12 protein-coding genes are annotated in these 23,928 nt (G+C 47.3%); 4 read left to right on the forward strand and 8 right to left on the reverse strand.

From position 1 onward, the window contains the following. Window positions 1-11: 11 nt before the first annotated feature. On the reverse strand, window positions 12-956 hold the full coding sequence (locus tag QWY16_RS15185; RefSeq protein ID WP_300990066.1) for a trypsin-like peptidase domain-containing protein: 945 nt from the start codon (window positions 954-956) through the stop codon (window positions 12-14). Between the two features lie 186 nt (window positions 957-1,142). On the opposite strand from QWY16_RS15185, the gene QWY16_RS15190 reads away from it, so the two are divergent. Next, window positions 1,143-2,072 (forward strand): nuclease-related domain-containing protein, encoded by a 930-nt coding sequence (locus tag QWY16_RS15190; RefSeq protein ID WP_300990067.1) that lies wholly within the window; start codon window positions 1,143-1,145, stop codon window positions 2,070-2,072. A 499-nt stretch (window positions 2,073-2,571) separates the two neighbouring features. Here QWY16_RS15190 and QWY16_RS15195 read toward each other — a convergent pair whose 3' ends face one another. Then, window positions 2,572-5,628: a S8 family serine peptidase gene (locus QWY16_RS15195; protein WP_300990068.1), complete on the reverse strand. Its 3,057-nt coding sequence runs from the start codon at window positions 5,626-5,628 to the stop codon at window positions 2,572-2,574. A 487-nt stretch (window positions 5,629-6,115) separates the two neighbouring features. Here QWY16_RS15195 and QWY16_RS15200 point away from each other — a divergent pair, with 487 nt between their 5' ends. Beyond that, complete coding sequence (locus tag QWY16_RS15200; RefSeq protein ID WP_300990069.1) at window positions 6,116-6,475, forward strand: MarR family transcriptional regulator; 360 nt, start codon at window positions 6,116-6,118, stop codon at window positions 6,473-6,475. Between the two features lie 50 nt (window positions 6,476-6,525). Here the strand turns inward: QWY16_RS15200 and QWY16_RS15205 are convergent, their stop codons facing one another. From QWY16_RS15205 to QWY16_RS15215, 3 genes are all read right to left on the reverse strand, one after another. Continuing rightward, window positions 6,526-10,230: a S8 family serine peptidase gene (locus QWY16_RS15205; RefSeq protein ID WP_300990071.1), complete on the reverse strand. Its 3,705-nt coding sequence runs from the start codon at window positions 10,228-10,230 to the stop codon at window positions 6,526-6,528. 164 nt (window positions 10,231-10,394) lie between these two features. After that, a complete protein-coding gene (locus tag QWY16_RS15210) occupies window positions 10,395-11,414 on the reverse strand; it encodes an acyltransferase (protein WP_300990072.1) in 1,020 nt (339 codons plus the stop codon). A gap of 390 nt (window positions 11,415-11,804) precedes the next feature. Next, on the reverse strand, window positions 11,805-12,782 hold the full coding sequence (locus QWY16_RS15215; protein ID WP_300990073.1) for a patatin-like phospholipase family protein: 978 nt from the start codon (window positions 12,780-12,782) through the stop codon (window positions 11,805-11,807). 637 nt (window positions 12,783-13,419) lie between these two features. Between QWY16_RS15215 and QWY16_RS15220 the strand changes: the two genes are divergently transcribed. Beyond that, window positions 13,420-14,181, forward strand: coding sequence for a C40 family peptidase (locus QWY16_RS15220; RefSeq protein ID WP_300990074.1), 762 nt, complete (start codon window positions 13,420-13,422; stop codon window positions 14,179-14,181). A gap of 279 nt (window positions 14,182-14,460) precedes the next feature. Here QWY16_RS15220 and QWY16_RS15225 read toward each other — a convergent pair whose 3' ends face one another. The 3 genes from QWY16_RS15225 to QWY16_RS15235 all read right to left on the reverse strand — a co-directional run bounded on the left by QWY16_RS15225 (window position 14,461) and on the right by QWY16_RS15235 (window position 22,447). Then, window positions 14,461-15,810 (reverse strand): S1C family serine protease, encoded by a 1,350-nt coding sequence (locus tag QWY16_RS15225; protein ID WP_300990075.1) that lies wholly within the window; start codon window positions 15,808-15,810, stop codon window positions 14,461-14,463. 516 nt (window positions 15,811-16,326) lie between these two features. Next, on the reverse strand, window positions 16,327-19,821 hold the full coding sequence (locus tag QWY16_RS15230) for a DUF8508 domain-containing protein (RefSeq protein ID WP_300990076.1): 3,495 nt from the start codon (window positions 19,819-19,821) through the stop codon (window positions 16,327-16,329). A 406-nt stretch (window positions 19,822-20,227) separates the two neighbouring features. Beyond that, entirely contained in the window at window positions 20,228-22,447 is a 2,220-nt protein-coding gene (locus QWY16_RS15235) for a 5'-nucleotidase C-terminal domain-containing protein (protein ID WP_300990077.1), read from the reverse strand. Between the two features lie 315 nt (window positions 22,448-22,762). On the opposite strand from QWY16_RS15235, the gene QWY16_RS15240 reads away from it, so the two are divergent. After that, window positions 22,763-23,920 (forward strand): acyltransferase, encoded by a 1,158-nt coding sequence (locus tag QWY16_RS15240; RefSeq protein ID WP_300990078.1) that lies wholly within the window; start codon window positions 22,763-22,765, stop codon window positions 23,918-23,920. The last annotated feature ends 8 nt before the right edge of the window (window positions 23,921-23,928 follow it).

Consider the following 23,928-nt stretch of genomic DNA (forward strand, 5'->3'; position numbering starts at 1 on the left):
ATTTATCTTTATTAGCCGAAGCCGTCGTAAGTGTCATAGACTTCTTCCACTTCCCTTTCCGTCATCGGCTCTGTTGCCCATCCTTTTAGCAGTTCGTTCATTGAATACATGGGAATCGAGAAACCGATGGCGTTGCCGTCGTTCAACAAGAGTGAATTGATGCCGATGACTTTACCTGTGACAGCGTCAATGAGCGGGCCGCCGCTGGAACCCGGTGCGATTTGGGCATCGATCTGGTACATGTCTTTGTACAGGAATTCATGATCGAAATCTCGGTCGGTGCCAGTCAAATAACCGATTGCAGCGGTATTTTCCAAGCCGGATGGACTGCCGAGCGCAATGACTTCGGTTCCGACGTCACTCGGATTTTGCTCGATTTGGAGCGGCTTTGCCCCAGCGAAAGCATCAACTTGGATCAACGCGATGTCATAAGTTTCCGAGATGCCGATGACTGTTCCCGGCTTCTCTACACCTTCTACTGTACGGACCATGACGTCGGTATAGCCGATGATCAAATGGGCGCTGGTGACGACTGCGCCGGAATCCGTAAACAAGAAACCGGAGCCGTATGCTGAACCGGTCTTGATGGTAAAGACTTTTTGCTGGGTTTCTTTGATAATGTCTTTTATAGCTTTGGTTCCGGGCTGGGCTGATTGTTGGGCATTTTCTGGTGGATCTGTGGTTTCTGTGACCACTTCTTTTATGGGCGGGTTGGTTTGCGGCTGGGTGGCAGTTGCGTTTTCGACTGCTGCTGAAGGCTGATCGGGTAATGGCTGATAGAATATCCGGGCTGAGCCGAATCCTGTGCCGAGCAACAGGATCGCTGCGATGAAGATATTTAAGCGCTGGCGTCTTTTGTATTTTCTAATTCGGGTGGTGCGGTCCAGTGGCCGGCCGCAGTTGAGGCAATTTTTCGCTGTCAGGTTGTTCATGCATCCGCAATTTGAACAAAACATAGCGGCTTCCCCCTACTCGATTAGTTATTGTTTATATACCCTTTCGAAAGAAAGCTAGTCGGTTGTGGCTAGCAATTTTTCGTCAATAAATAGAGAAGTTTTTTACTTAGGCTGATGGATTTAGTTGATTTTCATTGAATTCTTTTTATCCTGTTATTGGTATACTGTGGCAAAAGGAGTGATGCGATGTTTATGAAAGAACGTGAGGCGCCGGCTTTGCTGGAGGTGCTGCCCCGGTTGATGCATCGGCTAAAGATGGAACATGAAGATATTGTTTCCGACCACTATAAGGCGAGAGCCGGGTTTGGCGGAGAGCAGCGGGTTGATGAGTTGTTGCAGCGGATGCGCTGGTTGGAACCCCCTGTCATTATCGCTGATCTGCAGCTGAATGAGCGCTTTTGCCAGATTGATACGGTGGTGCTGACTCCGCATTTTGCTGTGGCGCTTGAAGTGAAGAATTATTCCGGGACGCTGTCGTTTGATGAACAAAGTTTTCATATGAAGCAAGAAACACGTGACGGCAAATTTTTCGGGTACAATTCTCCTGTGACGCAAGCGTGGAATGCGCGAGAAGAGTTGCAGATTTTATTCCATCGGCTTAGTATTCCGTTGCCTGTTTATACAGCTGTTGTGCTGCCGTACTCGACGACGCTGATTGAAAAGGCGCCGATAGAAGTACCTGTGATTTACGGTTATTCGCTGAACCGGTTCCTCTCCTCCCTCCCCCGGACCGGGCTGCCGATGCCTCCTCAAGAACTGGCGCGCGCCGGCCAGCTTGTCATTGACCACCATACCCTTTCCCCCCAGATGAATTACCAGGATGTGTACCGTTATCAGTTGAAGGATTTGAAAAAAGGCGTGCTGTGCGGCAGCTGCGGAGCGGTTTGTGCGCGGAAAAGTGAGCGCGTGCATATTTGTATGAAATGCCACTCAGATGTCTGGGACGGCTATTCCCGGGCATTGGATGATTGGTTCGAGTTTGTGTCGCCTGTGATTTCGAATGCCCAGTGCCGGGAGTTTCTCGGCTTGAAGGATAAGCATGCGGCTGGGTATGTGCTTCGGAAGATGGGTTTGGCATCACATGGCGATTCTGTCCGGCGGGTTTATATGAGATAGTTTTGTGGAGCCAGTCGTTGGTGCGGCCGGCTTTTTTGTGGAGTTATTATGGGGTGGGTAGTTGAGTTTCTACTATAATATAGGTGTTGTTTTGGTGAGTTGCGACCTTTTGCGGGTGAGTTGCGACGAATCGGGCGTGAGTTGCAACCAATTGCCTTTGAGTTACGACCTTTTGAAGGCGAGTTGCAACCTCCAGTGGAATGAGCAGGTATTTAATGAGGGATGCCCTTCTTTTTCGCTTTTCGCCGCGGCGAAAAGCATGTCATTGGGGCTTTGGGGTGTTTGTTATGGCTGGTTTGCTTGAGTTGCACCCTTTTCGGGGTGAGTTGCAACGAATCGGTTGCGAGTTACGACCAATGCGGCTTGAGTTGCAACCAATTGCTCGTAAGTTACAACCTCGCGCATGGGAAATCCCCTTTTTGGTCGCTGTCCCTTACTATTGCTTTTCCCATACAAAGAGAGTGCAGGGTTATTCCTGCACTCTCTTTCACTCCATTATCTACTTGATTGTTTTCTGGCCTTTATTGCCAGCGGCGTCTGTTACGCTGACTTTTACAGAGTCGGTTTGTGCGTTGAATCCTTTAACGGTGACGTTAAAATTGCCTTTTTGGTCCAGTTTGAACGGTACCGCTTTTTGGGCTTCGCCGTTCCGGGTGATAACGTACGACGCTTTCAATTTAGTATTCAAATCATAATTAGTCGGAGGAAAGTACTTTTCTAACTCGGCGTTATAGTCAATGTATTTGTCAATCACTTTCCCAGTCAGCTTTCCTTCCTTGATGGAACCGCTAATTTTCGGTGGCGTTGTTTTTACAAAGACCGGAGAAATCATTTCTTGAATATACTCCGGATTTTTGGATGCCGGGGTACCTGTGAAAGTGAAATGGTACAAGCCGTCTGGTAACATCGTTTCAGGGCCTCCGTTCCATGGCCGATAATTCCCTTTGAATAGAATCTTATTTTTTCCAGCTTTCAAGGTAGTTCCTAAAAGGATGTAGCCAACAAGAGGATCTTCAAATACATTGGGATCGGTTTGCAGCAAAGTGTAAACTTCCATTGAATGCTGAGCTAGGTCTCCCGTCAGCGTAAAGCTGATTACTCCCTGATCATGGATGCCATCTCCATTAAATGACAGGTCTCTTTCAGAGATTTGCAGAGACTGAAGTTCGACTAAGAGGTTCCCGCTCAAATCAGCTGCAAACGGCAAAGCGATCGTCGTGGTGCCGTTTGAAATGCGGATATAGCCAATGATTTCATCATCCACTGCCGCATTGGCGTTCTTTGAAGCAATCAATGTGACGTTCAGCAGCTGTTCACCAGCCAATGTAAATGTCGGTTTATCGACAGTCAGTTTGGCATTGCCCGCTGTTTTCTTCACATCAACCGTCACTTTGTAATTGCCGCCTTTGCCGGTAATATCTTTCACCAGGATTTTCTTGGAGACGGAAATATCCTTTTGCTTGATAGGCTGCGCCCCGAATGTGACCGAGCCTTTGATGTTGTCTACTAGAGTCCCGCTCTGGTTTTGCACCGCTTTGTCCTGCACGTAAGCGAGGGCAGCTGGATGGACGGCATTGTATGCTTGGACGCGGCCGGAGCCTTGTGCAAACACATCGTATTTTGCTGTATCCAGTAATTTCGCCGTATTGGACAAAGCGACTTTGATATCGGACGCTGTCCAGTCCGGATGCGCTTGCTTCATGAGGGCAATGATCCCGGTCACATGCGGTGCCGACATAGACGTCCCTGAATTGCGGACATAGGCGTCACTGTAATCGGCGTTCGGGAAATCCGATTTATACATCGGGAGCGCGGACAGTATGTTCATGCCCGGTGCGATGATATCCGGCTTAATGTCAAAGTTCGGCGTAGAGGGTCCGCTCGAGCTGGTCTGGGAAATGACGTCACCCGCTGTTGCTTTCTTGGTGAAATTTGCAAAAGACACGGTGCCAGCCGCTTTTGCCACTGCCAGGCGCAACGCTTCTCCGTCCGTCTGAGACAAGTCAAATGCCGGGATAAAGTCCGGCGAGTCGCCGAAGAATACGCCATTCGGCCCCGGTGATTCCTGCGTGTTGCGGATGTTATGGATCAGGATGGCCACAGCCCCTTTTTCTTTGGCAATCCGGATTTTATCAACATATTCGTTTTTGCCCCGGGCAACAAGCACCACTTTTCCTTTTACATCCAGCCCTTCATAATCAACGGCTTTTCCTGCTTCCGGAATAGCGACCACCGGGAACGATCCCGCCAGCTGCTTTGCCGGATCTTCATTGATCGCAGTAGCCATCAGGTTATGGACTTTGGCTAATTTAAAGCTGCCGGCTGTTGCATTGACAGTGCCTTTATGCCGCTCTTCCGGCAAAGTTGAGTTGCCGACTGCAATTCCAAGGCGCGAAGTGGCCGGCGTGCCAATCGATCCCCGATATAAGCCGTTATTTCCCGCTGCAGATACGGCCAGCGTTCCGCTGAGTACGGCATTGTTCAGTGCAAAAGCCATCGCTTCCGCTTCTGAGGTCTGATAAGCGTTAAGCGATAAATTGATGACATCCATATCCTGGATGACCGCTTCTTCGATTCCCGCAATCACTTGGGAAATCTCTCCGGAACCGTAGGCTCCAAGCACGCGGTACATATACAGTTCAACTTTCGGTGCAATTCCTTTAAAACCGAAATCATTGGAACCCGTTGCAGCGATGATTCCCGCTACATGCGTTCCGTGAGACGTGGCAAATTTATTGCCATACGGATCTATTGCGGGCTGATTTGCCGGACGCTCCGATGGTTTGGTTTCAGACGGGTCATCTTTGGCCCGCGGCTTCGTATACTGGCTAGAACTTGGCACAAAGTTTTTTCCGCCTTTAAAGACCGTTTTGAATTCCGGATGGTCCCGGTCAATCCCTGTATCCAGAACCGCTACTTTGACGCCTTCCCCTTCATATCCTTCCGTCCACAGTTTATCGGCTCCAAGAAATGAAGCACCTGAATTGAGAGAAGCTTGAACCTCTTCTTTCGGGACAACCGGAATTAATTGGACGCGGGTGTCTGGTTCAATTAGGAGGACGCCTTTGATCGCCAGTAATTTTTTAAGATCCCCAGCTTTCACTTTTGCTGAAAAGCCGTTCAGGACGGTGTTATACGAATAACCTTCCTTCACCGAGAGCTGCTGTGACTGGATCTGCGTTTTTACAGCTGTTTGCTGGGCAACGACGGCCGCTTTCACTGCGCCGACTTGTGCCTGGGAAATAGCTTTTCCTTCTGATGCCTGGATTCCCTGCTCGAGCGCAACTGGCCGTTGGGAAAGGTGGACGATGACATTGACTTCTTTTTCAGGTGCTATGCCCTGCAAGTCTTGATGGAGCATCGGCCCTCTTTCCAGCAACCTTGTCTGTTCGGCGATGGCTGCCCGGATATGTGCCTGGCCTTCTGATTGTGCGGCTGATTTAAATGGGCTGTTGGCTGCTGTTGGTGTTGCGGCCGGGTACGGGAACAGCAGGGTAAGAATCATAATGAGTGCCACTATGCTGCTGAAGACTTTCCAAAATGTGTGTTTTTCCAAAATCAACTTCCTCCTTCGAATTGTTATGTATTATCTGAAATCTTAAACAATTCAATTCTATCATGTTTTTTTATTAGTTTGATGGTTTTTTAATAAATAATTACCAATTTTATTTTTGGAGTTTCCAAAGATGGATTTTGGTGAGGGATTATTGGTTGATTTCATAAGTATGATTTTTTAACACTCCGCTTCGGACGCTTTGGGCAGAGCTCCCGCCATAAGCCGAGAAATGCACTCGTCTTATAGCTTCGCTTCGCCCTTGGACGCGCCTTCGCTGGATAGTTTTTTGTAAAAGAGATACTTGTTTTTATGGCTTTATGATGGTTTACTACCTTGATATGGGACAAAGCAACAGAACTTTCTTCCAGTATATCCACTGTTAACACATAATTATGACAGACAAATTTCTGTAAATTCTATTTTCTCTATTGATTAAATTTATATTTAATGTAAAATTTTAGTTAAAAACAAAAACAGGAGTGGAGAAATGGGCGCGTGGGGTACGGGGATATTTGATGATGATACGACTTGTGATGTGAAAGATGGCTTTATTGATTATATAGAAGAAGGTTTGTCTTCTAAAAAAGCGGCGACGATCATTTTGGATGAGTATTTGGAGGAGTTCCATCCCGAGGAAGATTTTGAAGTGATGTCGCTGGTGCATATCGGGCTGGCGGCTGTGCAGCTGGAAAACAATTGCCTGGTGGAGGATGTGCGCCATTTGGCGATCCAGTCCATCGACCGCGGGGCGGATCTGGAGCTTTGGGAAGAAGCCGATGAAGCGGATTATCTGGCGCGGAAAAAAGAGTTGGAAGAGTTGAAGCAGAAATTGCTTGAAGTTGGATGATATATAAAGGAGTGCCATCAGCCTGGGCTGATGGCACTCCTTTTTTTGGCTTAAGGTGCTTGTTTAATGATGGTGAAAGTGATTTGTGACCGGTTCCCTGTTAAGTCTTCGGCGACTAGCGTGAAATTATTGGGTCCTGTTGCCGGCACTTCGATTGTTTCTGTGATGTTTTCATTGAATTCGACCCGATCGTTCCGGCTTATTGGATGGGCGTAGATTTCACTGTCGAATAAATAGACGCGGATCTGGTCGAAGTTGTCTTTGACATTGAACGTGATTTCCGTTTCGTCTTCATCCGCCGCAATCGTTTCCGGCACATCGATCAATTCAATAGCAGGAACGGTGGTGTCGACGAAGATCCGCCGGCGGATTTCCATATCGTTGCCGAATTCATCGACCGCTTTTATGGTGACGTGCTGGGTGCCATCTTCAAATGTCAATGTGTGTTTGAACGCCGTGCCGTTGAATTCTCTTGGCACTTGGCCATTGATGGTGAGCGACGTCACTTTCGACGCATCTTCCACCCGCCCGGTCACTTCGACGGTTTTGGTTTTATGCGTCGACAGCACGGCTGGTGCATCGATGTAAATGACTGGTTCGTTCGTTTCTGCTGCCGGCGCCACTGTTGTGCTTGTTGGCAGCGCCACTTCGGTTTTATTGCCAGCGGTGTCGTAGAACACGGCTTTCAGTTTGTCGGCCGGCTTGAGTTCAGCAGCTACGGTGTAGGTGGCCACGCTTGGCGCCAGCGATTCGTCTGCAGGAGTTGCAGTGTTTTCCGTCAATTCGGTGTTATTTAAGAACACTTCCCAGCGGTCTGCTCCCCCGCCTCCCGGATTATCCGTGAAGCCGGCCACTTGGATAGTTTTGGTTTGTGCATTGAATGTCACCGTTGCCACTGGTTTTGCGGTATCGACGATGATCGGGAAATCGATTGATTGCCATTCAGCGTCCGGATAATCGATGACCGCCCGCAATTGAATGCGGTATTTGCCGTCCGCCGCTTTTTTGCCAAGGATGTTGCCGTCCCAGGCATACAGCGGATTCAATACGTACGGCACGTCGGGTGCGGTCGCTGAGAAGTTCTTGCGCAATTCCTCATCGGAGCGGATCGTCCGCAGCTTTTCGCCTGCTTCGTTCAGGATATTCACTTCAACCTGCTTGGCGTTCCGCAGCAATGAGAAGACCGGAATCACAGCATCCAGCACACCGTCCCCGTTCGGTGAAAAGGCGAAGCGTCCGGGTTCGTAGCCGGTCGAATGGCTGTTGCCGTTGATAATTTTACCGGTCGGGTCAGCAAGCAGCGTCCGGCCGTAGAACGTATTCGGATCCCAGGCGAAGCGGTCAAAGATGCGGGCGTCGTCCCAATCGCCGCTAAAGCCGAAATACGGAACGGCAAGCGCGGTATTGCCCGTTACTTCTTCATCGCCATCGGTCAAGGTGATAAAGCCGTCCACGAAGAAGCCGTTGGTGAAATTGCTTTGGAGCTGTTCGCTTGCTCCTGAAACATCTACGGTCACCGGAATATCAATGGTTCCGTTAGCAGGAACGGTGATGGTGGCCGGTGCATCGATTTCTGTGTCTCCCGTGATATTGAGTGAGCCGAGTTCGTTCGGCGACGTGACGACTTTGCCGTTGGCATTGGTCACAGCGTCGACTTGGACATTGACGGTGACGTTAAACTTGGCCGCTTGGTCCGATGTGTTTTCAGCGGTCAGCGTCATGCCGATTTGATTTTCGGCGATTTCCTTCAAGGCCACGTATCCATTTCCTGTTTCTTTATCAGTCACAATTACGCGGGTTGAAAGTGCATCATGGAGCTGCATGAGTCCCGCTCCTTGGCGTCTTGGCGAGACGAACTGGCCTTGTGAGAACACCACCGGATTGGCGGTATTCATCATCAGCGTTTTCGCCAACTGCACACGGTCGCGGCCGGTGAGTTCCTGCTCTTCAATGCGCTGGAACAACAGCGCCGCTCCACCGGCCACATGCGGAGAGGCCATTGATGTGCCGCTCATCAAGCCGTATTCGTTGTTGTTGAGAGTCGAGAAAATATTGCCGCCGGGCGCTGTGACTTCTGGTTTGAAATCGAGGTTCGGCGTCGGTCCCCAGGAAGTGAAGGCGCTCATTTTGCCGGCCGTTTCACTCGGCACTTCAAAATACTGGCCGTCGAATGTGACGGTCACTTGCTGTTTCGCATCCAGCCCTGCTTTCATAGCCAGACCGACGGATTGCAGCGTCGACATATACGGAATCGTGATGGCCGGGTCGGTCTGCATGGCGACCGTGCCTGCAGTGTTGTTGTAGATAATGACGGCGACGGCGCCTGCTTTCTGGGCGTTCAAGCCTTTTTCAACGAACGTGATGCCGCCTCGGGCAATAAGCGCCACTTTGCCTTTGAAATCTTTCCCTGTAAAATCAGCAGGCGTTCCAAGCCCGGCATCCATTACCGGATAGGTGTCCTGCGGCAGCCCGGCCGGATCGGCGTTATTTCCCAGGAAATAAATGCCGCGCTGCGTTTCTTGTGCTGCTACCTTATAAGCAAAGCTTTTGGCGGTGATGACGTCGTTTTCAAAAGACGCCACCCCAAAAGAATCGGGTGACACACTCGGTGAGCCCGTCAATCCGTAATCCTGGTTTTCCGCCAGCGGGTTGAAGTGGCCGGAGCCGAATAAATTTTCGTTCCCTGCCGAAATGGCAACGAGGATGCCGTTGTTGGTCGCGCGCTCTACGGCTTGCTGTTCCGGATCTGTCGAATCGACGAATCCGGCAGTGGCCCCGATTGATAAATTGAGGACGTCTGCGCCCAGTTTAATGGCGTCGTCCATCGCTTTGATGTAAATGTCGCTGTACGTTGATTCGTACAGCGGGTCGTTGCTGAACACTTTCAAGGCCAATAGCTGCGTTTCGGGTGCGACGCCGCGGATGCCGCCGTCTTCTTCGTTGCCGTTTGCGCCAACGGTTCCGGCGACGTGCATGCCGTGCATCGAGGCGTTCGGCCGGATATCACGGACTTCGTTATTGGCGTCCATGTAATTGAAGCCGAACGGCACTTTCGCGGAGAAGTACTGGCCGTTCGGGACCGAGCCGTCCGCACGCAAGGCATCGACTTCCGCTTTGGTGATTTCACCGGTTGAGTTGTCGGTCAACACCATGTCTTTATGGGTCGGGTCAATGCCGGTGTCGATGATGCCGACGACCGTCCCTTCCCCTTTAAAGCCGTAGTCGTTCCAGACGCGCTGTGCCTGGACCAGTTCTTTTGAATGTTTCATCTCCGGCGTGACGTCCGGCTGCTGGTATTCAGTCGCTTCGTAGACCGCTTTGACGCCGGCTTGATCACCGATTTTCGCTACTTGGCCTGCTGGGACAGTGGCGGAAAAGCCGTTGAATACTGTCGTAAAACTTTGCAGGTACTTGATATTCGGTGCAACATCGCTGACGGAGGCTTTTACCGACTTTTGCTGAGCTGCAACAGCGGCTTCCAAAGTTTCTTTTGTGGCATTCGGCAATTCACTGTAGAGGATGCCCCTATCCGTGGCTCGTTCAATGGCCGGCTCTTTTTCAAGTTCAACGATGATGCGCACTTCTTTTTTCGGCTGCTGCGGCTTCAATAATTGCTGCGGGACGGTGGCTGCTTTTTCGGAACCCGGGACGCTGGCGCTTTTGCTGCTGGCGGATTGTGCGGTACCGAATGCCAGCGAGCTGAATACCAAGGCGGCGATTAAGAAAATCATGAATAAGGCCTTCCGGTTCTTCAAGGTTTTTCCTCCTCTAGAATAATAGTAAATTTTATTGAACATTCATAATTTATTGATAACTATAATTTACCATAGTTTTTCATTTTTGAGGGTATAAAACCGTGTCGATTTGGTTTTATTTTTTGGAAGCATTAAAAAACCGTCCGCCGAAGAGGCGAACGGTTTTAAGGGACGATGTGTTTGACGCCCGGTATTTTTTGGAACAGCAAAATGATGGCGAACGACAGGAAGAAAATCAAGATCCACACGAGCGGGATGCCGATGATCGGTGTTCCGGTCATTTCATTGATTCCAAAGATTTTGTGAAGATAGGTCTGGATGAGCGGATGGATGACATAGATGCCAAGCGTCGCGGTGCTCATCCGGGTAATCCAGCGGTTCGGTTTGATTTTTGCGGCGAGATGCTGGAATCCGACGTAGATGAACAGCGTGATGGCAAGTGCATTCGGCCGGTAATGTTCATAGAAGAAATCGTCGAATTCGCCCCGGCGTTCTGTCAGAAGAGATGTGCCGAAAAAGGTGATGAAATAGCCGATGATGGCCAAAAATCCGAGCAGCGGCAAGCTCTTTTTCGACAACGGATACAAGTACAGGTAAGCCCCCAGCATGAAATAGCCGATATACGGCTCGAACATGCCTGCCGGGATGGCCAGTTCAAACCCGAAGAATTTCGGGGCGAACGGCAAGACGCCGGAATACACGAACCAGAAAATCAGGAAATAAAGGAAGGCTTTTTGCGACAAATGATGGACCAGGATTCGCAAGAAAGGCGCCATCACATACAAGCCGATGATGACGTAGAGAAACCAAAGATGGTAATACACGTCATCGCTGAGGAACAGCTTAATCATTTCCCAAATCGTATAGGATTCGCCTTTCTCGAAAATATTGTAAGCCGTATACACCCCGCTCCAGAAAACCAGCGGGATGAGCGCTTTCGCCAGCCGCTTTTTCAAAAACTCCCCTACCGGTTCGTCCGGCCTCCGGGTCAGCAGCAATGCTCCGCTCAACATGAAAAAAACCGGCACGCACCAGCGCAGAGCCGAATCAATGGCATTGGCATATTGCCATTCCCATTCTGTATAGGAGCCGGAATTGATGATCTTCGACACCACATGGATGCCGACCACCACAAAGATGGAGATTACACGCAGCCAGTCCATGTAGTGAATTCGTTGTGCCATCTGTGTATCTCCTTCCGATAAAAATATATGTATAGGTTGAAGGCTTGCTATCCGCATTATCCCTTTCCCCTCAGGAAGGTGTGGTTAAACCGGTTAATGGGGAGAGTGGCGGATGGGTTGTGCCACTTTGGGTAGAGCCATGATCTTTATTATAGAAGAAATTCATCTTTTTCGCATTTCGCCTAGGCGAAATGCATCTTTTGGGATACTGGAATTTTCGGGTTGCGACCTTTGGTACGTGAGTTACGACGAATTGGGCTCGAGTTACAACCTTTTCGATGTGAGTTACGACCAATCCCCTTTGAATTGCAACCTCACCATTTAAAAGGAAAGTTTCGGCATCAAATCTAAAGGCATTCGCAGAGAAAAACTGCGAATGCCTTTTTTATGTTATTCCAGCAGCTGCTCGCATAGTTTGTCGAGTTTGAGCTGGTTGTCTCTGTTGCGGATGATGCCGATGCCCAGCGCTTCGAGTTTTTCCATATTAAAAGGGTCGGAGTTGTCAATCGGTTCGGTGTCTTTGCCGAGTTCGGTCTGGAAACGGTAATAACGGTCTTCCCCTTTTCGCGGTGTCACAATTTGCTTCAATTGATAGTCGACGGAATCGGAGCTGCCATCCATGATGATGTTCAGCATGCGCCGCGACCAGCCGATATGGCCCCAGTGGACCGCTTCTTCGTACGGAATGGGTGCGTTGGCTTCGCCGGTGCCGAGCGATACGACCAGAAAATCAGTTTCTTCTTGAAAAATCGCCTTTGCTTCGGCATAGGCGCACATTGCCGGGTTGTTGGCATAGACACCGCCGTCGATAAACGCCAATTCCGGAAGTGTCTCGATTCTTTCAGGCGTAAAGTAAGTCGGTGCCGCGGACGTCGCTCTGGCGACATCTCTCATCAATACATCCATTTGTGTCGGCTGTTCTGATTTTACTTTGGCACTTTTGAAAAAGGCGGGACTGCGCAGCTGAATTTCGTAACTGGGAATCAGGACGTCAGTCAGCGACTCGGAAATCATGGCGTCTTTGAAATATTTTTCCAAGACAAATTCCATACCGTCGTCCGGATATCTTCTATATACATAGCGTCCGCCAGGTATGCGGAACAAAATCGATTTATCGAAAATGATATGGGCATCGTTTTTGAACAGTTTCGCAAGCGTTTTCGCTGTATACCTCGGGATGCAGCTAATCGCATCTCCTTCTTCCGGCACCACGAGCCCAAGCGCCAGAATTCCGCCGGCGGATGTTCCGGCGATTAAATCGAAAAGTTCGCAGATCGGCTTTCTTGTCCGTCTCTCTATCTCCGCTAACACAATGGCTGGAATAATGCCCCGAACACCGCCTCCGTCTATGGACAGTATCTTGATCATGCCATTTCCCTCCCACTTTATTTAAATGGAATATTCTGAATAATTTAAGGGTAGTTTATCAAGCCCCATTTGTCAAAAAGAGGCGCTTCTGAAAGCTAATAAATGCTCGCTGGCTGTAAGAATTACATTAGAAATATTCCATCGTTATATTAGTGTAGGAAATATACCGATTTAATCATAATTTTATTTCTTTTAATAATTATATGATAATTCGTTATTTTTAATTAATGCCATAATTTGGTTGTAATAATTTCTGAATATTTAGGTATATGTATAGGTATTTTAAACATATTCCCAACTTTTTTAATGTTGATTTCCATTTTTTATGATAATCTTACAGTTTATTTAATACCCATAAACAGGTAGTAAATGTCTTTTTAAGTCATAAAATAGTCTGAAACCTAATATAAAACCCGTTTTTCATTAGTTTTAAACCTTTTTCTTAAATTCGTGGAAACCCTGAAACCCTTGATACTACTGGTTTTATTAACCATAAATATTTTTGTTATACAACTGTAATATAACTGCAATCGAATTGACGTTGTTATTCAACCTTCGACTCTTTATAGTAAGTAACAGATTAAAGAAACAAACAAAATCCTATTCAAGGATAACAAAGAATGTTAGGAGAAAAATAATGAAAAAATTAGTCTTCACTCTTTTCGCAGCTAGTTCATTGATATTTACTAACTCAGCTGTTGATGTCGAGGCAGCATTTAATTCCAACACTATTACTCCAGCCATTGAGTCTTCACATACAGCACAAGTTAACACCGAGGAAGTTGAACAAGTTGCAGCAGCTAAAGCAACTGTTAAAACTGGCAAATACAAAACAAAATACAACTCCAACATCCGTTTGGATGCAGGCACTAAATATAAAGTGGTAACTATGGCTAAAAAAGGCACAACAGTTACTGCAACTCACCAAAAGAAAGTCGGCTCTAAAACTTGGTACAAAGTGAAAGTCAACGGCAAAGCCGGATGGGTTCTTAGCACATTATTGACTCCAACTTCTACTAAAGTAGTAAAAGCTTCAAACTCAGCTTCATCTTCTGAAGTTGTATCAATCGCCTTGTCTCTTAAAGGAATTCCATATAAATTTGGCGGAACGACTACAAGCGGTTTTGACTGCAGCGGTTTCATCCAATACGTATTCAAAAAAGCCGGCAAATCAGTTTCACGCACAACTGGCACTCAGTTCGCGGAATCTACAACTGTCAGCAATCCAGTACCTGGAGACTTGATCTTCTTCGCTAACACTTACAAAGCTGGAATCTCACACGTTGGGATCTACATCGGAAATGGCCAATTCGTCCATGCCGGCGGATCAAAAGCTGAAGTGAAAAGCGTAAACGACCCTTACTGGGGCAAGAAATTCCACAGCTACAAACGCCTTTAATCAATGAATGAAGCACTTCAGCCCGCGGGCTGAAGTGCTTTTTTGTTGGTTTTGAAAACTTGGCTATGCCAGATTTTATCGAACGCAGGTAAATTTTTCTGAACGCAGATAAAGATTTCTGAGCGTAAATAATTTCAGCTGAACGCAGATAAAAGACTGTTTGCCAAAAGAACAAGCGCTTTTCGCTACGAAAAGCATCAAATCCGCACTTAAAGTCTTTTTTCTTCATTTAAGAGAATAGAAAAAAGCCATTTTCGCGGACGAAAATGGCTTGAAACTTTATTTAGTGACCATGCTCTTGATCTGGTAATCGCCGTATTCATCGATCACCACGGTGAAGACGGTTGTTTCGGTTTCGCTGAATGTCTCGTTGGTCGCTTTGTCATGGTACATGTATTCAGCGGTCGCTTCAATCGTCGATTCTTCTTCACCAATTTCAACATTCATTATCTGAACCTCGTTGATATTGTACACTTTATTAGCATCTGTTCGTTCTATTACGCGCTTTACGCCCTCTGTTTCCCCTTCACTACCCGGCAGCAAATACGCATGATAATACGTCAACTCAGGTTCGTTCAGTGAATAGACAATCAGTTCGTAATAAGATTGGATAAAACTGCCGAGCAATTCCTCATCGAAGTATGCATCTTTCACATCCGGCAATACGACGTCTTCTTCTTCATATTCAATCGGATTGGAAACCCATTCATTCAATTGGCCGACCACGGTATGGATCGGAATCGCGTAACCAATCCCTGGACTGTCTTCAAGGATGATTGAGTTGATGCCAAGAATTTGTTCGTTTTCAGTATCAATCAGCGGCCCGCCGCTGGAACCTTTTTTCAGGATGGCGGTACTTTCAATCATATTCACATATTCGAATGTATCCGAAAAGCTGGCGCCTGTTGCTGTCACTTCGCCTTCGGTCGCGGTATTGGCCTGATCTTCCGGAGATCCGATTGCTACGACGTTCGTACCGACTTGCGGATCAGCACTAGCCATCGGCATCGGCTGTTTGCCAGCAAGTTCTTTCACACGCACAAGCGCAATGTCTTCCGTTTCCGAGATGCCGATTACATGACCGTTAAATTCTTGCCCATCACTGTTTTTAAGTGTCACATACGACGCGCCTTTAACGACGTGGGCATTGGTCAAGATGTCACCCTGCTCATTGAATAGGAAGCCCGAGCCCTGCTCCAGGTCGGTATAAAGCGTATAGACGTGCGTCTTCGCATTCGCAATCATCAATGAGAGATCTTTTTCCGGCGCCTCAACTGGCTCTTCCGGTGTAATAACCACAACTTCGTTTTCAGTTACCGGTTTTTCAGCCGGTTCTTCTACAACCTCTTCTTCCGGTGTTTCTTCCCTTGTATCTTCCACTGTACCTTCGGCTGGAGCCGTCTCTTCAGGCACTTCTTTAGGCTCTACTTGAAAACCAGAATAGCTCTTTCCTGCGAACGCTTCCTGTTTCACACTTGCTGTTGCCGGTGGAGCAGTTTCCGGCGGCGGTGCAATCAGGAGGTAACTGCCAATGCCGACTGCAGCAATCAGAATCAGCGATAATAAGAAAATTAGAATTCGTTTTTTGTTTTGTCCAACGGTGTTACGGTTAGCTCTGCGACTATTCATGTGTTCAACTCGCTTCTTTAAATTAATGGTAATTATATAGACGCAAAAGGAGCTAAATGGTTACAGCTCTATTTAGCGTGTCGGGCACCTTTGCTATTCAATCTTTTTCCATTATAGCAAGTTGAACCAAAAAGGTCTGCTAAAGTGGGTGCGATGGGATAGAAAAAGAGCTTCCGCAGTTTGCGGAAGCTCTTTTTCTTACTATATAAGTGGAACTAATAAACTTTATATGCCATATTCGTAAAACAGCTACGCTGCCTCGCGGGAGTCTCCGCTGTTTTACTTCATATCTAGAGAAGGATAAATTTGAATGATCATCACTATTACTTAGAAATATCCAGCGCCGGTGCGTCCAGGGGCTAGGCGGAGCTTTGAGACGAGTGTACTTCTCGGCTCAAAGCGGGAGTCAAAGTGGTGCCCAAAAGCTTGGGCACCACTTTTGCGACGAGCTTGCGCAGGAGCAATCGTCTTTGCCTTACCCAAAGCAGCCGGCGCGGCTTATCAAAGTGAAGACATCTACTTGTTCTTCTTCATCTGTCCATTATTGGATACAACCGTGTAGTTGCCGAGTCCGGTGATGTTCAATGTGAACGTTTTGCCGGTTTTCTCGCCTTGGATGATTTTCCATTTGCCCTTGGCGTCTTCACGGGCGCCGAACAGGATTTTGACGTCGGTGTTCAAGTCAAATTCCAGTTCAGCAGCTGCGTTGAATTGGATACTCAAATTTTCGCCGTTTTCCTTCACTAGATTTAAGCTCACTTGATCGGCTGTTGTCGGGCGTTTGTCGACTTCGCTTTCGTCGTCATACGCCACTTCCAATGTGAAAGCTCCGTCTGCGGCTGCAACGATTTGCTGCAGGTTCGCTGCGGACAATGTCAGGTCTGCTGAAGGCATGTCGATGACAAGCGTTTTGTCGCTTGCCAGCAATTGTTCTGCTGTTTCTTCATTAAAGAGGATATTCAATTGGCCTTGTTCATCTGCCGGGCCTGCGACAACAATTGCTGACTCTCCTGAGTAATCAGGGTCCGCTTGCTGTTCACCCGGAACGGCCGGATCTGCCAAGTCGATTTGCAGAAGCACCGGATCATGGTCAGATGCGCGTCCGTGCTGTTCCATGAACATTGCGTTGATGTGGATCATATCGACTTCTGTTTTATCGTCTAAGTTATTCGTCACGAGCATATGGTCAAGCACTTGAGAGTTTCCTTGGTAATAATAAGAGAAACGGTCATCCAGTGGTACATCTTCGACTTTGTTCGCCAGGATGTCGCCTTTCAATGCGTCAAGTGCCGGCGTGAATTCGAAGTCGTTCATATCTCCAGCCACAACTACGTTCAAGTCGGGATTTTGCTCTAAGCCTTCTTCAATAAAGCCGTTGATCGCTGATGCAAGTTCGATGCGCTCTGCTTCAGAGCCAAGGAATGGCGGCTGGTTCTGGCCGAACAGCGGCTGGTCGCCGCCTTTTGAATTCAAGTGGGCCGCAATGACGACCACGTCTTCGCCTTGGAATTCAAATTGTGCAGCCAATGGCTTGCGGGTATTCGGCATCGGAATTGGCTGGACGCGTCCAGGATTCAACGCCAGTTCGCCGTTTACCCATGAATTGTCGTCGTTGTAATCGCCTTTTGGTGCATCGGAGAGCGTCACGCGTTCCGGGTTATACAGGAATCCGACACGGATATTTCCGCCCGGCTCCCCGCCGTCCTGGTTGTTTTCCGGCGCAATGTCGGTCCATTTATAGCTTGGGCCGCCCGCCGCTTCGATGGCTTCGATCAAGCGCTTATAGCTGGCATCTGCATTCGGGTCGCCTGAATTGATCGGCCCGTTGGAATCCTGCACTTCCACCAATGCGACAACATCCGGTGATTTCAAGTTCTCCACAAACGATTCGCCGAGGCGCGCCGCTTTTTCGTTACTTGTATGGTTCGGGTCAGCTGAGAAGTTTTCCATATTATACGTAGCAACCGTCAATTTGTCTTCGTCTTTTTGGATCCATGTGGTTTCGGGAGCTGTATCGCCTTCAATCAGTTCCGGCAAGCTTGCTCGCTCTGTCCACAATTTATAGTTTCCGAAGCCGAAGCCAAGGACGCCGACGACGTCTCCGTTAAAGCGGTCTCCGCCTTTCGCGACGAAACTTTCATCGTTAAAATCGACGGTGATGCGTTCCGGGTTATAATCGTTTTCGGAAATCAGGATTCCGCCTTGCTTGTGGAAATCCGTGTTCAGCGAGTTTTCTGCTACGACTACCACTTCACCGTAGCCTTGTGGCCCGACGATTTTGGCGTTCGGCACGGCCAAGCGCATCAACTCGAGCGACTCCCAGAAATCAATGCCGTCCTGTTGTGGATCGAATTTTGCGAACTGGTCATTGTCGATGATCTCTGACGGCGGCTGAACGTCTTCGCCGATGACAATCGGTTCAGGAAGTGAAGCTGTTCCTGTTTTGACAGTTTCCACAGCGCGGATGCGCGTAATCGGAAGGTCGTTTTGTCTGATGTCCGAATAGCCTTCCTGGAAATGCTCTTCTACTGTCCCGCTGACTGTCACCACATCGCCGACTTTCAAGCCGTTCGATGCTTTATTGACAATCAAGGCTTCCGACGTAGTGAAGTCGTTGTCCGGATTGGTATCTTGGATGACGAAGTTCGCCGAGTTGTAGATATGCGTCACAACTCCAACGATTTCGCTGACGGCCACGCCTTCATAATCCGAGTAATGGCTTTCGCCTTGGATATCACGGATTTTCAGGTCTGCTGTTTTCAGCACCGTATAATCGAATGAAAAGACTTCTGAGGTCCCGTCTCCAACAGCAATCGCTTTGATCACCGTGTCTTCGGTCAATTCAATCGGTGCTGTGTATTTTGCGCTTGCGGCAGTTGGCACTGAGCCGTCAAGCGTGTAATGGATGCTTGCGTTGTCCCAGCCGGACTGCAGGGTAATTTTCGTTCCTGCAGAAACGACGCCCGGGAATACGTCTGTATAAACGGCCGGTTTATTGACCAAGTCAAAGCTGCCGGTGCCGAGTGTTTTCACTTGGTACGTGTTATTGAATTTCGAAGCGATTCCCGATACGTGAATGAGGTCGCCTTCTTTGTATTGCTGCGTGAAGCGGGCAAAATCAAGGCCGTTGCGGTTATCGTTGCGGATGATGACCGATTCGCCGTTTTCCGCAGCCGCTGAAAATTCAAATGTGCCAAAATCGTTTACTGATTTTAAGCCTGTGATCGTGACGTTGCGCAGTTCGATGCGCTCGCCTTGCGTTTCTTCATTGACTCCTGCTGGCGTAAGGGTTTGCGCTGCAGGCAATGGGTTGTTAGATGAAATTACTTCTATTGTATCTGGCTGCAATTGCAGTTCGTTTGAAAATAAGGAAGTGCGTCCTGTCAAGCGTACGTTATCTCCAGGAGCAACGTTCGCGTTCGAAGTAAAGACATAAAGGCCTGCTGTTTCGTCCTGGATGTAAAACGCTTTTCCGCCCCAGAAACCGGTTCCTGTTGTTACTGTGCCTTCAACTTCGATCAACTCGCCATTAGAGGTGCGGGCTTCAGCGATTGAATCGACCGGCGCTGCTTCCGGCGGCGCTTCGCCTTCAGAAAGGATCGTGTAAGCTGATGCTGAACGGAGGCCAGGAACAGAGAAATAAGCACTGAGCGTTCCGGTGATAGTCACTTCCGCTTTGAAATTTTGCGGGTTGTCTGCCAGATTCAATCCTCCACGGACAGAACCGGTCGGCAATTGGACAGGCAGTATTTTAGCGGGATCTGTTTCGTCCGGCGAATCCGCCAATCCCACATTGGTAGCTGCCGTGAACGGGGCTTCCTGGTCGTAACTCGTTCCGCTATTAGCGGTTCCTACGATAAATCCTTTCACCGTAGCGGTTCCAGAATTATTGGCAATCGCTTCCGCTACCGTAATCGGTTCTGCCGCCTCTGTAGTTGCCATATACGGCAGCATAGCGAACAAGGCCACTAACAAGCTCAAGAACATCTTGCCGAATGCATTCTTCGTCACTCTGCTTCACTCCTTGGAATTTAATAACATACAGCTCCATTATATAAAAGGAATGTATCGTTTTCGTTAAAATTGTGTAATTTTTCAAATTTAATGCCTTAAAAGATTATAAAAATGTAAATAATTAGTTATTTTAAAGTATATAGGCACACATTTTAATCGTTTCATATAAATTCCATCTGAATTCCCACCTTCCCACACCTTTTCCCGATTGATTCAGTTTCTTCAAAAAGGGCATGCATTTACTAATAAAATACACAAAGGTCAGGCAATAATTTATACAAAAAAGAACTGTTTGTCCATTTCCTCAAAAACCATTTGTTTATCTCCACATCCTTAGCCTTTCAAAAAAATAAAGCAACCCCCTCCTACCGGCATTCCGGTAAGCGGGGGTTGCTGGTTGTATTTACTTTTCAGTATGCGGAAGCAATAATGAGAACATTTTAGCTGTTTCTTCACGTGATGTGAATTTTGTTGGCATGTAATTGTTCTGCCAGCCTTCCGAAATTTTCAGATCATAAAGCATGGCAATCGCTTTTTGCGACTCTGGCCCCAATTTGCTGATATCTTCAAATGGAGCTGGTTTGGCCGTTTTGTACTCTTCTTTATTTGCATGCTCATACAACCGGTTCATGATCAATGCGAAATGTTCGCGTGAAATTTTTTCTTTTGGATTGAACTTCGTTTTGCTGCTTCCTTTGATCAGACCCTCTGCGTATGCTGCATTAATTTCCGCCTGGCGCTCTGCTGGAAGTGCTGAAATGTCCGTGAATGAGGATTTCGGCGCAGTGGCTACCGGCAGGTCTAATGCACGCACCATAAGCGTTACTGCCTGCCAGCGCGGCAAATCTTGTTTTGGCGAGAATGTAGTATCTGAAGTACCGTCAATGATGCCTTTTGCAAATAGATCTTGAATGAATGGATATGACCATCTTTTTTCATCCAGATCCTTGAATGGCAATTTCGCTTCCCCCGGCTGTTCAGCTGCAGCGCCAACTGTGATGCGTCCTTCGACTGCCGGGTTTACTTCCGGCAATGTTTTGATGTAATCAATGAACATCTGATAATCGACAAATCCTGGTTCACTCACCCGGCCGTCTTTATAAGCGGCAGCGAACATCGTATAATTGTCGCCGCCTTTTGCAGTGAATGTATTTGTTGCTACTTTGTAGCGTTTTGCGTCATCAAGCGGTGTTAGTGCATCTCCTTCTTTTACATTCACCGAGTGAACGCGAGATCCCGCTGCTTTTGTCGGATCAAACTTAAACTGAAGCCCCGCTACATGCAAGAATGCGCCAGACTCGCTTGGATAAGCACTCACGCTGTGCTCAAGAGCCGCTTTGATCTCAGCGCCAGTCAAATCCATGAGGGCAAGTGCGTTGCCGAAAGGCATTACTGTCAATACTTCACCGACTGTAATATCGCCGGCATTGATTGAAGCCCGGATGCCGCCGCCATTTTGAAGAGCGATAGCCGTAGCAGGATCGATTGTTTTGGCTTTTGCCAGCATGCCATCCGTAATCAAGTTTCCAAGATTGGTTTCAGAAGCACGGACACCTGTACCATCTCCATTTGTTGCACTTCGGCCCCCATTAAGTGCCACTTTCGCTTCTTTTCCAGTAGATTGGTTTTTAAGTGCCTCAATCTCAGCTGCATATGGTTTTAAAGCAGCTTCTACATCTGAGTCCGGCATGATCGCTGCTGCATTCACATCGTGCAGCTTGCCTGTATGCCCCGTAATGATGCCTGCGTCATTGATAGTGACATCCAGTTGGCCAAGGAATTTATTGTATTCATTTGCCTGCACGATTACAACCGGTTCACCAGTGCCTTCCACTAATACCGGTGATTCAAGTTTCGTATGCGTATGCCCGCCTACGATCACGTCAATTCCTTCGACTTCTTTAGCCAGAGTCAAATCATTGTCAATTGCAGCAGAATCGTCATAGCCGATGTGAGTCAAAGCGACAATTTTGTTGACGCCTGCCGCTTCAAATGCCGCAACCGCTTCTTCAGCAGCGGCCAGATAGTCGGTGAATCCAATATCGCCAGGGCTTGAAATGGTAGCTGTTTCTGCTGTCGTCAACCCGAAAATCCCCACTTCTTCGCCGTCGACTTCTTTGACAACGCCGTTATATATATTGCCGTCTATATAATCTGCAGTGACTTCTTTATGTGCATAATCCTGGAAATATTCATTTTTCGAAAAATCAACGTTCGCTGCCACAAACGGAAATTCCGCATCGCCAACAAATTCGTCAAGTGCTTTGTGCCCTTCTTCGCTTGAACCAAGATCAAACTCATGGTTTCCGAAAGTCATGGCATCGTAGCCCATCATGTTCATGAACTTCATATCCGGCTCGCCTTCAAAAGCATTAAAATAAAGCGTTCCGGAAAAAACGTCCCCTGCGTCCAATAACAAGTTATTCGGTTTTTCTGCACGAATCTGTTTTACCAATGTTGCACGGTTGGCCACTTTGTCCAAGTTCGCATGCGTATCATTCGTATGCATGATCGTCAGTTCAAAATCCCCTTCAGCAGCTTTTACGTCAGCCGGCGCTTGAACTCCAATTACACTAGCTGTCAGAGCAGCGGCGATTGTGGTCTTTAACACTTTACCTTTCATCTTAACACCATCCCCATTATTTTTTGAGCAATTGCCAATTACCCAGCTGTAACTATCGGTTAAAGGCCATGCTGAATTTGAACACAGCTAAAAGCGCAACTATTCGCTTTTAGTGTAGCACGCTCTTTTTTTTCAAACAATAAGAATGTTTAGTCATTTTACATTTAATTAAAACTTAATACCTTATTAATATTTCCATACAACGAACCAGCAAAGGTATGCTAAAATGGGAAAGGTGAATTAAAATAACACGCTCTCAACTAAATGATATCAATGCTATATTTCCCAGGCAATAAAAGAAAGTATGGTGATTACATGAGTTTAAAAAGAAAATATTTGGATGAAGTCCAATATGCTCGGGCTTTAGCTTTGTTTGCTGTTTTTGCAGTGCATTCTTCTTCCACTGGAGTAGTAGCAACAGCGGGAACAGATTCCATAATGTTCGGCGTTTATAATTTTTTGAACATCGCTGGAAAATTGGGAACCCCTACATTCATTTTCCTCAGCAGTTTTATTTTGTTTTATACATATTACCACCGGGATTTAACAGCCAAGCTGTTCAAGCAATTTTATAAAAAACGGTTATTGTTCATACTGGTGCCTTATGTTGTTTTTTCAGCTTTTTATTTTTTAATTTATACACGGATGTATGGAAGCTTTGACAATATCCCGCTGCTTCTTGAAAACTTCCTGTTTAAGCTTGCTACCGGCAATGGGCATCAACATCTGTACTTTGTATTTGTCAGTGTCCAGTTTTACTTAATGTTTCCGATTTTGTTATTCCTCTTTAAGAAATTCAAATTTATCCGGAAATACTCCATCTTCATCGGAATTGCTATTCAGTGGATATGGGTATTCTTAAATTCCGAGTTCTTGCAGGTGCCTTCAAAAGGTTCTGTGTCACTGTCTTACTTCATGTTCTATTTCTTCGGGGCTTTCCTTGGAGTGTATTATGAAGCGGCAGCTAATTGGATTCGGAATTGGAGAAAGCACTTTGCGGGTATTGCATTGATATTCGCTGCATTTGCAGCAACGATTTACTTCTATGTTAGCATTTACTACAACATCCGTACGGGCCAGCCGACTTTTGGCAATTACGTGGTGGAATTTGCCTGGAGCACACATGCATTGTTTGCTGGTGCTACTATTTTCATCGTTGTTCATTTCCTGAGTTTGATGAAGCTCAATTTCACAAAAAAACTGCTGACTGAACTCGGTACTGTATCGTTCGGCATGTACTTGATCCATCCGTTCTTCCTGATGATTTTGAGAAGGATAGGGCCTGCAGGAGGAGAACCGATTGTTTTTCACTCGTGGCAATTAATCACATTTCTGATTGCATTTTTCGGCAGTTGGATCATTGTACGATTTTTCTTTGAGTTTGTACCGCATAGCTGGATTGTTTTTGGAAAAGGCAATAAGCTATTCAATATACAAAAAATCAAAAAAGGAGTTGCCCCCAAATCTTTTTAGGGGCAACT

Source organism: Planococcus shenhongbingii, assembly GCF_030413635.1.
GTDB lineage: Bacteria > Bacillota > Bacilli > Bacillales_A > Planococcaceae > Planococcus > Planococcus shenhongbingii.

What these genes read in the sequence shown, in the direction of transcription:
- QWY16_RS15185 (WP_300990066.1), bottom strand. Translation starts at nt 956, where the DNA reads ATGTTTTGTTCAAATTGCGGATGCATGAACAACCTGACAGCGAAAAAT.
- QWY16_RS15190 (WP_300990067.1), top strand. Translation starts at nt 1,143, where the DNA reads ATGTTTATGAAAGAACGTGAGGCGCCGGCTTTGCTGGAGGTGCTGCCC.
- QWY16_RS15200 (WP_300990069.1), top strand. Translation starts at nt 6,116, where the DNA reads ATGGGCGCGTGGGGTACGGGGATATTTGATGATGATACGACTTGTGAT.
- QWY16_RS15210 (WP_300990072.1), bottom strand. Translation starts at nt 11,414, where the DNA reads ATGGCACAACGAATTCACTACATGGACTGGCTGCGTGTAATCTCCATC.
- QWY16_RS15215 (WP_300990073.1), bottom strand. Translation starts at nt 12,782, where the DNA reads ATGATCAAGATACTGTCCATAGACGGAGGCGGTGTTCGGGGCATTATT.
- QWY16_RS15220 (WP_300990074.1), top strand. Translation starts at nt 13,420, where the DNA reads ATGAAAAAATTAGTCTTCACTCTTTTCGCAGCTAGTTCATTGATATTT.
- QWY16_RS15225 (WP_300990075.1), bottom strand. Translation starts at nt 15,810, where the DNA reads ATGAATAGTCGCAGAGCTAACCGTAACACCGTTGGACAAAACAAAAAA.
- QWY16_RS15235 (WP_300990077.1), bottom strand. Translation starts at nt 22,447, where the DNA reads ATGAAAGGTAAAGTGTTAAAGACCACAATCGCCGCTGCTCTGACAGCT.
- QWY16_RS15240 (WP_300990078.1), top strand. Translation starts at nt 22,763, where the DNA reads ATGAGTTTAAAAAGAAAATATTTGGATGAAGTCCAATATGCTCGGGCT.